The sequence below is a fragment of the Streptomyces sp. NBC_00090 genome (assembly GCF_045160815.1).
In the GTDB taxonomy this organism is placed as follows: domain Bacteria; phylum Actinomycetota; class Actinomycetes; order Streptomycetales; family Streptomycetaceae; genus Streptomyces.
In genome coordinates, this window is record NZ_CP108224.1 from 4,768,128 (window position 1) to 4,780,734 (window position 12,607).

Consider the following 12,607-nt stretch of genomic DNA (forward strand, 5'->3'; position numbering starts at 1 on the left):
TTGTACAGCGATAGGCGCCGCATTGTGAAGCCCCGGCAATTGTTTCAGCGTGTCCCGGCGGATTGGGCGCCGCAATATTTCGCTGGAATTTTGTCCTCACGTGTGCGTGTGGGGTGGTTGCGGTGTTCGCGGCCCGTTCGTGGTCCGTTCACGGGTCTTTGGAGGATCCTTCAGATCTCTACCCGCGTAGAATTTGGAGGCAGGTACGCTGAGGGGACCGCCCACGCAACACACCACCGGGAGTGCCAGTGGCACGCGTCGTAGTCGACGTCATGCTCAAGCCGGAGATCCTCGACCCTCAGGGGCAGGCGGTGCAGCGTGCACTGCCCCGCCTGGGATTCGCCGGAATCGCCGACGTCCGTCAGGGGAAGCGCTTCGAGCTGGAGGTGGAGGGGCCGGTCGACGACGCCGCCCTCGCCCGCATCCACGAGATGGCCGAAACCTTCCTTGCAAACACCGTGATCGAAGACTTCGTCGTGAAGGTGGAGTCGTGACCGCACGCATCGGCGTCGTCACGTTCCCCGGAACGCTCGACGACCAGGACGCGCTGCGCGCAGCCCGCCTCGCGGGCGCCGAGCCCGTATCTCTCTGGCACCGCGACAAGGACCTCAAGCAGGTCGACGCCGTGGTCCTGGCCGGTGGCTTCTCCTACGGCGACTACCTGCGGGCCGGAGCCATCTCCCGCTTCTCGCCGGTGATGGAGACGATCATCGAGCAGGCGAAGGCGGGCATGCCCGTCCTCGGCATCTGCAACGGCTTCCAGATCCTCACCGAGGCCCATCTGCTGCCGGGCGCGATGCTGCGCAACAACCACCTCCACTTCATCTGCCGCGACCAGAAGCTGCGGGTGGAGAACGCGGAGACCGCCTGGACCTCCGACTACGAGCGGGGCCAGGAGATCGAGGTCCCGCTCAAGAACATGGACGGCCGGTACGTCGCCGACGAGCACACGCTCGACGAGCTCGAGGCCGAGGGGCGGGTGGCCTTCCGCTACCTGGACGTCAACCCCAACGGCTCGCTGCGCGACATCGCGGGCATCACCAACGCCGCGGGCAACGTGGTCGGCCTCATGCCGCACCCGGAGCACGCCGTCGAGCCGCTGATCGGCACCGGCAAGACGGACGGCCTCGGTTTCTTCACCTCGATCCTCAAGAAGCTGGTCAACGCCTGATGAGCCTCGACACCGTCAAGCACGCGAGCGAGACGCCGGACAGCGAGCAGCCCTGGAAGGAGCTCGGCCTCAAGGAGGACGAGTACGCGCGCATCCGCGAGATCCTGGGCCGCCGTCCCACCGGCGCCGAGCTCGCCATGTACTCCGTCATGTGGTCCGAGCACTGCTCCTACAAGAGCAGCAAGGTCCACCTGAAGCAGTTCGGCGAGAAGGTCCCGGAGAACGACGCCATGCTCGTCGGCATCGGCGAGAACGCCGGCGTCGTCGACGTGGGCCAGGGGTACGCGGTCACCTTCAAGGTCGAGTCGCACAACCACCCCTCGTACATCGAGCCCTACCAGGGCGCGGCCACCGGCGTCGGCGGCATCGTCCGCGACATCCTCGCCATGGGTGCCCGCCCCGTCGCGGTCGTCGACCCGCTGCGCTTCGGCGCCGCCGACCACCCCGACACCAAGCGCGTGCTGCCCGGTGTCGTCGCCGGCATCGGCGGCTACGGCAACTGCCTCGGCCTGCCGAACATCGGCGGCGAGGTCGTCTTCGACTCCTGCTACCAGGGCAACCCCCTCGTCAACGCCGGCTGTATCGGCGTGATGAAGCACGAGGACATCCACCTCGCCAAGGCCTCCGGCCCGGGCAACAAGGTCATCCTCTACGGCGCCCGCACGGGTGGCGACGGCATCGGCGGCGTCTCGGTCCTCGCGTCCGAGACCTTCGACGACACCAAGCCCACCAAGCGCCCCGCCGTGCAGGTCGGTGACCCCTTCCAGGAGAAGCTCCTCATCGAGTGCACCCTGGAGATCTTCAAGGAGAAGCTGGTCGCGGGCATCCAGGACCTCGGCGGCGCCGGGCTCTCCTGCGCCACGTCCGAGCTCGCCTCCGCGGGCTCCGGCGGCATGCACGTCGACCTCGAGAAGGTCCACCTGCGCGACGCCACGCTCTCGCCCGAGGAAATCCTCATGAGCGAGTCGCAGGAGCGCATGTGCGCGATCGTCGAGCCGCAGCACGTCGACCGCTTCCTGGAGATCTGCGAGAAGTGGGACGTCATCGCCACCGTCATCGGTGAGGTGACCGAGGGCGAGCGCCTGGAGATCTTCTGGCACGGCGAGCAGATCGTCGACGTGCCGCCGCGCTCCGTCGCCCACGAGGGCCCGACCTACCACCGGCCGTACGCCCGCCCGGAGTGGCAGGACGCGCTCCAGGCCGACGACGCCGGCAAGCTGCCCCGGCCGCAGGACGGCGCCGAGCTGAAGGACCAGGTCCTGAAGCTGGTCTCGTCCCCGAACCAGGCCTCGAAGTCCTGGATCACGGACCAGTACGACCGGTTCGTGCAGGGCAACACGGTCCTGGCGCAGCCCGAGGACGCGGGCATGGTCCGGATCGACGCGGAGACCAACCTCGGCGTGGCCATGGCGACCGACGGCAACGGCCGGTACGCGAAGCTCGACCCGTACACGGGTGCGCAGCTCGCGCTGGCGGAGGCGTACCGCAACGTCGCCGCCTCCGGTGCCAAGCCGCTCGCCATCTCGGACTGCCTGAACTTCGGTTCGCCCGAGGACCCGGCCGTGATGTGGCAGTTCGCCGAGGCCACCCGTGGTCTCGCGGACGGCTGCCTCCAGCTGGGCACCCCGGTCACCGGCGGCAACGTCTCGCTGTACAACCAGACGGGCGAGACCGCGATCCACCCGACGCCGGTCGTGGCCGTGCTCGGTGTGATCGACGACGTCAACCGCCGTACGCCGATCGCCTTCGCGGAAGAGGGCCAGCTCCTCTACCTGCTCGGCGACACGCGTGAGGAGTTCGGCGGCTCGGCCTGGTCCGAGGTGATCCACCAGCACCTCGGTGGCATGCCGCCGGCCGTGGACCTCGACCGGGAGAAGCTGCTCGGCGACATCCTGATCTCGGCCTCCCGCGACGGCATGATCGACGCGGCGCACGACCTGTCCGACGGCGGTCTCGTCCAGGCGGTCGTCGAGTCCTGCCTGCGCGGCGGGAACGGCGCGCGCCTGGTCGTCCCGGAGGGTCTGGACGCCTTCACCTTCCTCTTCAGCGAGTCGGCCGGCCGTGCGGTCGTCGCCGTCCCGCGCAGCGAGGAGCTCCGCTTCACCGACATGTGCGGTGCGCGGGGTCTGCCGGCGGCCCGGATCGGTGTCGTCGACGGTGACGCGGTCGACGTCCAGGGCGAGTTCGCGCTCTCCCTCGAGGAGCTGCGCACGGCCCACGAGGCGACGATCCCGGCCCTGCTGGCCTGATCCGACGTTCTCCGGGAAAGCCCCCGCCCCTTCCGGGCGGGGGCTTTCCCGTTTCCTGCTTGCACGAGATCGGCCCCTGGCTCGCCGTGACGCGGCAACCGGCACTACCGGCGAACGGCGAGAGGTTCACCGCGTGCGGTCACCCGGCCTGACCCCAGAAGGCGTCGGACTGTTCGATGTCCTCGACGCACTCGTCGATGTCGGTGATCTTGCCGCCCATGATCGTGAAGATCAGCGCACCCTTCATCTCGATGCCCCGGTCTCCCCGCTCGGCGTAGAACTTGTTCGCCGCCACGGCGTGCCCGCGGCCGTCGACGGAGACGCTGTCGAGTTCCACCCGCATCTTGCCGCCGGTGAGTTCGAACATCTTGCCGTACATGGCGATGATGTTGTCCCGGCCCTTGAAGTGCCCGGATATCTGGCTGCTGCCGGGCGAGTGGTGCGTACAGTCCGCCGTCATCAGAGAGCCGACTGTCTCCATGTCTCCGCTGGTCCAAGCCTCGAAACCGCGGCGGACCAAGGCGATGTCAGGGTGTTCGGCCATGGCTGCTCGACCCCTCTCGTACGCGTCGGGTTGTGTGCGGGAAGCCCTCCCCCTCCAGTCTCCGGCTACCCTCGCCCCCATGCCACCGGCCAAGAAGCGCGCCCGCAGTTACGACTCCGCCAGGACCCGGGCAGCCGTGCTCGCGCAGTTCCGGAACGTACGGGACGGGGTGGCCGCGCTCACGCCCGAGCAGCTCGACGGGCCGACCCGGCTGGGGCCGTGGACCGTGCGGGAGCTGGCGGCCCACGTGACCATGGCCGTCGGGGCCGTCGCGCGGTACCTCGACGAGCCCGAGCCGGCGAAGCAGGAGGTCGGCCTCCTCGACTGGCCGTCGGCCACCGCCACGGCCTCGGCGCGGATCGACGAGGACACCCGCGCGATCGACGCGGCCGACCTGCCGGGACTGTACGAGCGGACGGCCGCCGGGTACGAGGAACGGGTCGCGGGCGCCGCCGACGGCCGGCTGGTCCCGACCCGCTTCGGCGCCATGACCCTCGCCGACTTCCTGGTGACCCGGACCGTCGAACTCGTCGTCCACACCGACGACCTGAACGCGGCGACCGGCGCCGACATCCCGTACGACCGGCAGGCCCTCGCCGCCTGCACCCGGCTGCTCGCCGACGCCCTCGCGGCGAAGGCCCCCGGCGGCGCCGTCGAGCTGCGGATCCCGCCGTTCGCGGTCGTGCAGTGCGTGGAGGGCCCCCGGCACACCCGGGGCACTCCGCCCAACGTCGTCGAGACGGACCCGCTGACCTGGATCAGGCTCGCGACCGGGCGCGCGGAGTGGGCGGCGGAGCGGGAGGCGGCCCGGGTCGGCGCGAGCGGCGAGCGCGCGGACCTGGAGGCCCTGCTGCCGGTCCTCTCCTAGGCCTCTTCTCAAGCCCTCTTCTCAAGGCCTCTCACAGGCCTCGCGGAACCGGACGGCGGGCCCGCCCGTCCCACCTCCATGCCGAAGCCACGCGTCCTCGCCGCCCTGGTCCCGCTCCTTCTCCTCACCGCCACCGCCTGCGGCACCGAGCAGGGTCCCGGCGCCGCGCCGGCCGGGACCGTCGACCCCGGCCTGCCCGTCAGCGGTACGCACTGGTCGATCAAGGCGGTGACGGTCGACGGGCGCAGGTCCACCGCCCCCACCGACGCGCGCGTGGAGTTCAAGGAGAACGGCCGCGCCCAGGGGAACACCGGCTGCAACCACTTCGGCGCCACCGTCGCGGTGAAGGGCGACACCCTCACCGTCACCCCGCAGGAGATCACCGAGATCGGCTGTCCCGCCGACCGGCAGCGCTTCGAGAAGGAGCTGATCAAGGCCTTCTCGGGTCCGCTCAAGGGAACGATCAAGGGGGAGCGGTTCACCCTCGCCTCGACCGACGGCCGGAACGGCCTCGAACTGACCTCGGAGCCGGGCGCCCCGCTGCGCGGCACCACCTGGAAGGTCGACTCCCTCGTCTCCGGCGGGACGGCCGCCTCGCTGCCCGCCGGCAGCGGGGGCAAGGCGCGCTTCGTCCTCGGCGAGGACGGCAAGGTCACGGGGAACCTCGGCTGCAACAACTTCGCCGCCACCGCCAGGACCGAAGGAACCACCCTTACGGTCGAAGGCCCGGCGGCGACCACCCGCATGATGTGCACGAGCCCGCAGATGGAGCTGGAGACGAAGCTCTACGAGCTCCTCGACGGCCCGCTCACCTACCGCCTCGACCACCGCACCCTCACCCTCACCGACCCCTCGGGCGAGGGCCTCACCGCGACGGCGGAGCGGTAGCGCGGGAGCCTTCACCCCCGGGCCCGGCGAGTGAGCCGAAGGGGCGCGCCGGGGGAGCGGGGACGAGCGCGCGGAGCCTCCCGAGGAACGAGGGAGGCGAGCACGGTCGGCCCCGCGAGCCCGGCTGGAGCGCCCCGGAGGTGAACCGAGCCTGGAAAAGAGGTGCACTCCGTCACATCGCGGAGCTCGTCCGGGCCTGGTACGAGCGTCCGCTCGCCGGGGTCCCGTGGCCGGAATCCCTTCCCCCGTCTGCCTTGTAGGCCTCTCCAAGCCAGAGATGATCATTTCGTGCGATCGCACGAGTGGCAGGGGTCCCGCTTTTCTTCAATTCGGACCAGTGGTCGAGCCCGTCTACACTCGGAAACGTGCCACGTGGTGACGGTCGACTCAATCACGACTTGCTCCCCGGAGAGAAAGGCCCCCAGGACGCTTGTGGCGTCTTCGGTGTCTGGGCTCCGGGTGAAGAGGTCGCAAAGCTCACGTACTTCGGGCTCTACGCCCTCCAGCATCGGGGCCAGGAATCCGCGGGTATCGCGGTAAGCAACGGCTCCCAGATCCTCGTCTTCAAGGACATGGGCCTCGTGTCCCAGGTCTTCGACGAGACCTCTCTCGGATCCCTCCAAGGTCATATCGCGGTCGGTCACGCCCGCTACTCGACCACCGGTGCCTCCGTGTGGGAGAACGCGCAGCCGACGTTCCGGGCAACCGCCCACGGCTCGATCGCGCTCGGCCACAACGGCAACCTGGTGAACACGGCGCAGCTCGCCGAGATGGTCGCCGACCTGCCCAAGAAGGAAGGCCGTACCACTCGCGTGGCGGCCACCAACGACACCGACCTCCTCACGGCGCTCCTCGCCGCGCAGGTCGACGAGGACGGTACGCCGCTCACCATCGAGCAGGCCGCCGCGAAGGTCCTCCCCGATGTCCGGGGCGCCTTCTCCCTCGTCTTCATGGACGAGCACACGCTCTACGCGGCCCGTGACCCGCAGGGCATCCGCCCGCTGGTCCTCGGCCGTCTGGAGCGCGGCTGGGTGGTCGCGTCCGAGTCCGCCGCCCTCGACATCTGCGGCGCCAGCTACGTCCGCGAGGTCGAGCCGGGCGAGCTGATCGCGATCGACGAGAACGGCATCCGTACCTCGCGATTCGCGGAAGCGAAGCCCAAGGGCTGTGTCTTCGAGTACGTGTACCTGGCTCGCCCCGACACCGACATCGCCGGGCGGAACGTGTACCTCTCCCGCGTGGAGATGGGCCGCCGCCTCGCGAAGGAGGCGCCGGTCGAGGCCGACCTGGTGATAGCGACTCCGGAGTCCGGTACCCCGGCCGCCATCGGCTACGCCGAGGCCTCGGGGATCCCCTTCGGCGCGGGGCTGGTGAAGAACGCCTACGTCGGGCGCACCTTCATCCAGCCCTCCCAGACCATTCGCCAGCTGGGCATCCGGCTGAAGCTGAACCCGCTCAAGGAAGTCATCAAGGGCAAGCGCCTGGTGGTCGTCGACGACTCGATCGTCCGCGGCAACACCCAGCGCGCGCTGGTCAGGATGCTCCGCGAGGCCGGCGCGGCCGAGATCCACATCCGGATCTCCTCGCCGCCGGTGAAGTGGCCCTGCTTCTTCGGCATCGACTTCGCCACTCGCGCGGAGCTGATCGCCAACGGCATGTCGATCGACGAGATCGGCAAGTCGCTCGGTGCGGACTCGCTCTCGTACATCTCCCTGGAGGGGATGATCGAGGCGACCACGATCCAGAAGCCGAACCTCTGCCGTGCCTGCTTCGACGGCGAGTACCCGATGGAGCTCCCGGACCCCGAGCTCCTCGGCAAGCAGCTCCTGGAGACCGAGCTGGCCGCCGGCCCGGCCGCCACCGCGGCTTCCGACGCCCTGCGTCGCCCGTAAGACCCCGCTGCAAACCCCGCAGTACGACACGAAAGTTCTTCAGCATGTCTGAGTCCACCAGTGCCGGAAGCGGCGCCAGCTACGCGAGCGCGGGCGTCGACATCGAGGCGGGCGACCGCGCCGTCGAGCTCATGAAGGAGTGGGTGAAGAAGACGCAGCGCCCCGAGGTCCTCGGCGGCCTGGGCGGTTTCGCCGGTCTCTTCGACGCCTCCGCCCTCAAGCGCTACGAGCGTCCGCTGCTCGCCTCCGCGACCGACGGTGTCGGCACGAAGGTCGACATCGCCCGCCAGATGGGCGTGTACGACACGATCGGCCACGACCTGGTCGCGATGGTCATGGACGACATCGTCGTCTGCGGCGCCGAGCCGCTCTTCATGACCGACTACATCTGCGTCGGCAAGGTCCACCCGGAGCGGGTCGCCGCCATCGTCAAGGGCATCGCCGAGGGCTGCGTCCTGGCCGGCTGCGCCCTGGTCGGCGGCGAGACCGCGGAGCACCCGGGCCTCCTCGGCCCGGACGACTTCGACGTCGCCGGCGCGGGCACGGGTGTCGTGGAGCACGACCGGCTGCTCGGCGCCGATCGCATCCGTACGGGGGACGTGGTCATCGCCATGGCGTCCTCGGGTCTTCACTCGAACGGGTACTCGCTCGTCCGGCACGTGGTCTTCGACCGCGCCGGCATGACCCTGGACCAGCGGGTCGAGGAGCTCGGCCGGACCCTCGGCGAGGAGCTCCTGGAGCCCACCAAGATCTACTCGCTGGACTGCCTGGCCCTCACCCGGACCACGGACGTCCACGCGTACAGCCACATCACGGGCGGCGGCCTCGCCGCCAACCTGGCCCGGGTGATCCCGGACGGCCTGCACGCCACGGTCGACCGCTCCACCTGGACCCCGGGCGCGATCTTCGACCTCGTCGGCAAGGCCGGCCAGGTGGAGCGCCTGGAGCTGGAGAAGACCCTGAACATGGGTGTCGGCATGATGGCCGTCGTCCCGGCCGAGTCCGTGGACGTGGCCCTGACGACCCTCGCGGACCGCGGGGTCGAGTCCTGGGTCGCGGGCGAGATCACCGAGCGCGGCGCGCACACGACCGGCGCGGAGCTGGTCGGCGACTACGCGAACTGAGCAGACGTACGGAAGCGGCCCGGCAGCGCCCCTCAGGGGTGTGCTGCCGGGCCGCTCCCCTATGTCCGTATGTCCGTATGTCCGTACGGACCGGGACAGCACAGAAACCCGGCCGGGTGTACCGGACCGGGTTTCGGTGATTCAGAAGGTCAAGCGCGACGCGGGGACGACGCGGGACCGGACTCGTCGTCCTCGTCCTCGTCATCGTCGTTGTAGAGATCCGCGTACTGCGCGTACGGGTCGTCTTCCTCGTCGTCGTCTTCGAACGGCTCGCCATTCGGCGGCTGGTTCGAAGTCGAAGCGCCCAGCTCATTGGCCAGACGCGACAGGTCAGTCCCGCCGCTGCTGTACTTCAGCTGGCGGGCGACCTTGGTCTGCTTGGCCTTTGCCCGGCCGCGCCCCATGGCTCGACCCCCTCGGTGACGGGGCTCGATGGCCCCAGAGTCTTGACACGCGTTCATGATTCGGAACGGACTCTCGACAGAGAGACCGGCCCGTAGGGCTTCAACGGTACCTGTTTCCTCGGGTCTACGGTACGCCGTGCGCATCACATACCTCGGTACAGAACCTTCGAGGCGCCCTCTCCTCGCTGGTCAATCGCGATTTTAACCTCTTCTGGAGGTACGACCCGCCGAGGGGGGTGAGCGAAGTCTCCCGGGTGTCCCCCCGGTGCCCCTCCGATCTCCCCCGTGACGGGTCGATCCTCCGTACGGCCGTGCCCGGCCTCGGGCGCGCCGGACCGGCCGCGCCCGGGCTTCGGCGGCGTCGGCTCAGCCGCGCCGGGCCTCCGACATCCGCTGCTCGGCGATCCGGTCGGCCGCGGCGGCCGGCGGAATTCCATCCGCCTTCGCACGTGCGAATATGGCCAGCGTGGTGTCGAAGATCTTCGTGGCCTTCGCCTTGCACCGGTCGAAGTCGAAGCCGTGCAGCTCGTCGGCGACCTGGATCACGCCACCGGCGTTGATCACGTAGTCGGGCGCGTAGAGGATCCCGCGGTCCGACAGGTCCTTCTCGACACCGGGGTGCGCGAGCTGGTTGTTGGCCGCACCGCAGACGATCTTCGCGGTGAGGACCGGCACGGTCTCGTCGTTCAGGGCGCCGCCGAGCGCGCAGGGCGCGTAGATGTCCAGGCCCTCGACGCGGATCAGCGCGTCCGTGTCGGCGACGACGGTGACCTGCGGGTGCTTGTCGGTGATCCGGCGCACCGACTCCTCGCGCACATCGGTGATCACGACCTCGGCGCCGTCCTTCAGGAGGTGCTCGACGAGGTAGTGGCCGACCTTGCCGACTCCCGCGACGCCGACCTTGCGGCCGCGCAGGGTCGGGTCGCCCCACAGGGTCTGCGCGGAGGCGCGCATGCCCTGGAAGACGCCGAAGGCGGTGAGGACCGAGGAGTCGCCGGCGCCGCCGTTCTCGGGGGAGCGGCCGGTGGTCCACGTGTTCTCGCGGGCGACGACGTCCATGTCGGCGACGTAGGTGCCGACGTCGCAGGCCGTCACGTAGCGGCCGCCGAGGGAGGCCACCATGCGCCCGTAGGCGAGCAGCAGCTCGTCCGTCTTGATCTTCTCCGGGTCCCCGATGATGACGGCCTTGCCGCCGCCGTGGTCGAGGCCGGCCATGGCGTTCTTGTACGACATGCCGCGCGAGAGGTTGAGCGCGTCGGCGATCGCCTCGGCCTCGGTGGCGTAGGGGTAGAAGCGGGTCCCGCCGAGGGCCGGGCCCAGGGCGGTGGAGTGGATGGCGATGACGGCCTTGAGGCCGGTGGCGCGGTCCTGGCAGAGCACGACTTGCTCGTGGCCACCCTGCTCCGAGTGGAACAAGGTGTGCAGCACGTCTGCGGGAACGACAGGAACGCCGGTCACATCGGTCACGGTGGTGACTCCCAAGTACGAAGCGGCGGTTTCGGCCCTCCCTGCGGGTGGGGGAGGACCAGTTCGGCAAGAGAGTAAGTCCTACCTGGGCGTAGATCAGCCGCAGTGCTCAGGATCACCCCCTCTCGTTCGGGAACACCCCCTCCCGGAGTACCCCCGTGGAAGGATTCGCGGCATGACGGTCGCCTCCTCGGTCCTCGTCCCCTACGCGTCCTACCTGCGGGTGTACGAGCCGCTGGCCGCGTTCCCCGAGCCGGAGCGGAGCCACTGGGCCAGGTACGCCCGCCGGCCCCGTACGCCCGGCGCGCAGGAGGAACTGCGGCGCTCGCTCGCCGACCTGCTGCCCACGCCGCCGGTGCCGGTGCCGGTCCACGAGAGCGGGGAGGCCTTCGTCGCGCACCTGGACGGGGTGGTGGTGATCTGCCCGTGGCGCACCCGGCTGCGGGGGTGGCTGGCCCTGGAGGAGCTGGTGGCCGGCCCGTACCCGGAGCCGGTGCTCGACGCGATGCTGCCGCCCGTCGTGCGTGAGCAGGTGGCCGGCGACTACGAGCGGTGGCTGGCGCGGAACCCGGACGCGCGGCCGTGGATCCGGACGGCGCTCTGGCAGGTGCCGCTGCGCTGGTTCGCGCTCTTCGGGGACGAGGACCGGCGGTACGAGCCGGGGGAGCCGGCGGGCGAGGGGGGCACGGGGCCGGGCCGGGCGCCGGTGCTGCGCTACCGGACGACGATGGCGCAGGCGCGGCGGCGGCTCGCGCGGGCGCTGCGGGCCCTGCGGGAGTCGATCGAGGAGGGCCCGATGACGGAGGGCCTGGTCGACGTGGGCCGCTGGCTGGAGGAGTTCCATCCGCGGGCGCTCGTGGAGCTGGACTTCGGCGGCCTGGTGCACGCGGTCCCGGCGGAGTGGCTGGCCTCGGAGCGGTCGGCGGCGGACATGGCGGAGGGGATCGCCGCGCTGCGTGCGGGGGACGGTGAGCTGGCGAGCGAGGTGTACGGGCGTCTCGCGGAGCGCTGGCGGCGCGTCAGGGACCTGCAGGGCGCGAATTGACATCAGTCGGGCATCTTCGTCAGGTCGCCATCGACAAGACATGTCCGGCTGGGGTAAATGATCTTCATGCATCCGGACCGCTGGGCTCCGGGTCAACAGGCGTCACTTCCGCGACGGGGTCTTTCGGCTCTCGTCCGGTGGGGACGTTGGTCCCGATCCGGGCCTTTGGCTCAAGCGTGACGGACAGCACTTAATGCACCCTTGCGCCCATCACCCACCCTCGTGCCAAAATAGGACAAGGAGTCCGGGGAGGGTTCCTTCCGTCCAAGTATGGGCGGAACGCTCAGCATTGCACTCTATGGGGGGTCTGAGGACTCCTGATCGCTCTGTGACTGATCGTTACAGGCGCGTGACTGTCCGTTATGGCATGGTCCATCGACTTCCGCCGCTGATGAACACCTGCGAGGGCAATTCCATCGGTTTGGCCGACGTGGCTGGACGGATGGTGTAGTTGTAGTGCCGAGGACAAGCCGTTCGTCCTATAACCGACTCGGCCCGCTTCTGCCATTTCGGGCAACGCGGGTCAAGGTGCAGAATTTAGAGGAAAGAACCGAGATGGTTCGGTTCTCCCGAGGAGGCCGCTCATGACCGCTCGCACCCCTGATGCCGAGCCGCTGCTGACCCCCGCCGAGGTTGCCACGATGTTCCGTGTGGACCCGAAGACGGTTACCCGTTGGGCGAAGGCCGGCAAGCTCACGTCCATCCGCACGCTGGGTGGACACCGCCGGTACCGCGAGGCCGAGGTTCGCGCACTGCTTGCGGGTATTCCGCAGCAGCGCAGCGAAGCCTGAGGCTCGCTCAACACCCCGCAACACCCTGTAACACCGGGCCCGTCCGGATCCCCCAATCCGGTCGCCCACCTCTAGTACTGCCGACGGAAACCTGCCCCAACAGGACTTCGTCAACGATCGCGCTGGACTCCGCCGGGTCTGGCGCGATCTTTTTTGTGCCCTGC

The 12,607-nt window shown here is 69.6% G+C and carries 12 protein-coding genes; 9 read left to right on the forward strand and 3 right to left on the reverse strand.

Annotated features, from left to right (window positions below):
* Positions 1 to 248 precede the first annotated feature (248 nt).
* From purS to purL, 3 genes are read left to right on the forward strand one after another with little or no spacing between them, the layout of a single operon-like run.
* Positions 249 to 494, forward strand: coding sequence for a phosphoribosylformylglycinamidine synthase subunit PurS (gene purS, locus OG361_RS21280; protein WP_015035032.1), 246 nt, complete (start codon positions 249 to 251; stop codon positions 492 to 494).
* Positions 491 to 1,171 carry a phosphoribosylformylglycinamidine synthase subunit PurQ gene (gene purQ / locus OG361_RS21285; RefSeq protein ID WP_405855806.1) on the forward strand — a complete coding sequence of 227 codons (681 nt, stop codon included), beginning with the start codon at positions 491 to 493 and terminating at the stop codon, positions 1,169 to 1,171. Before purS ends, purQ begins: the two co-directional genes overlap by 4 nt.
* Entirely contained in the window at positions 1,171 to 3,420 is a 2,250-nt protein-coding gene (gene purL, locus OG361_RS21290) for a phosphoribosylformylglycinamidine synthase subunit PurL (RefSeq protein ID WP_405855808.1), read from the forward strand. Before purQ ends, purL begins: the two co-directional genes overlap by 1 nt.
* A gap of 139 nt (positions 3,421 to 3,559) precedes the next feature.
* On the opposite strand, the gene OG361_RS21295 is transcribed toward purL, so the two are convergent.
* Positions 3,560 to 4,045, reverse strand: a complete 486-nt coding sequence (locus OG361_RS21295; RefSeq protein ID WP_405862370.1) for a nuclear transport factor 2 family protein — start codon at positions 4,043 to 4,045, stop codon at positions 3,560 to 3,562.
* On the opposite strand from OG361_RS21295, the gene OG361_RS21300 reads away from it, so the two are divergent.
* From OG361_RS21300 to purM, 4 genes are all read left to right on the forward strand, one after another.
* Positions 4,044 to 4,832, forward strand: a complete 789-nt coding sequence (locus tag OG361_RS21300) for a sterol carrier family protein (RefSeq protein ID WP_405855810.1) — start codon at positions 4,044 to 4,046, stop codon at positions 4,830 to 4,832. The genes OG361_RS21295 and OG361_RS21300 overlap by 2 nt on opposite strands.
* A gap of 78 nt (positions 4,833 to 4,910) precedes the next feature.
* On the forward strand, positions 4,911 to 5,720 hold the full coding sequence (locus OG361_RS21305) for an META domain-containing protein (protein ID WP_405855812.1): 810 nt from the start codon (positions 4,911 to 4,913) through the stop codon (positions 5,718 to 5,720).
* 365 nt (positions 5,721 to 6,085) lie between these two features.
* Positions 6,086 to 7,612, forward strand: coding sequence for an amidophosphoribosyltransferase (gene purF / locus OG361_RS21310; RefSeq protein WP_384576262.1), 1,527 nt, complete (start codon positions 6,086 to 6,088; stop codon positions 7,610 to 7,612).
* A gap of 44 nt (positions 7,613 to 7,656) precedes the next feature.
* Positions 7,657 to 8,736, forward strand: a complete 1,080-nt coding sequence (gene purM / locus OG361_RS21315; protein ID WP_405855814.1) for a phosphoribosylformylglycinamidine cyclo-ligase — start codon at positions 7,657 to 7,659, stop codon at positions 8,734 to 8,736.
* 149 nt (positions 8,737 to 8,885) lie between these two features.
* On the opposite strand, the gene OG361_RS21320 is transcribed toward purM, so the two are convergent.
* Both OG361_RS21320 and OG361_RS21325 read right to left on the reverse strand, forming a co-directional pair.
* Positions 8,886 to 9,140: a DUF3073 domain-containing protein gene (locus OG361_RS21320; RefSeq protein ID WP_384576268.1), complete on the reverse strand. Its 255-nt coding sequence runs from the start codon at positions 9,138 to 9,140 to the stop codon at positions 8,886 to 8,888.
* A gap of 366 nt (positions 9,141 to 9,506) precedes the next feature.
* Positions 9,507 to 10,607: a Leu/Phe/Val dehydrogenase gene (locus OG361_RS21325; RefSeq protein WP_405855816.1), complete on the reverse strand. Its 1,101-nt coding sequence runs from the start codon at positions 10,605 to 10,607 to the stop codon at positions 9,507 to 9,509.
* A gap of 175 nt (positions 10,608 to 10,782) precedes the next feature.
* Here OG361_RS21325 and OG361_RS21330 point away from each other — a divergent pair, with 175 nt between their 5' ends.
* Together OG361_RS21330 and bldC are read left to right on the forward strand one after the other, a co-directional pair.
* A complete protein-coding gene (locus OG361_RS21330) occupies positions 10,783 to 11,652 on the forward strand; it encodes a hypothetical protein (protein WP_384576274.1) in 870 nt (289 codons plus the stop codon).
* A gap of 584 nt (positions 11,653 to 12,236) precedes the next feature.
* The gene (gene bldC / locus OG361_RS21335; RefSeq protein WP_003949541.1) at positions 12,237 to 12,443 is read left to right on the forward strand and encodes a developmental transcriptional regulator BldC; all 207 of its coding nucleotides are present in this window, start codon (positions 12,237 to 12,239) and stop codon (positions 12,441 to 12,443) included.
* Positions 12,444 to 12,607: the final 164 nt, after the last annotated feature.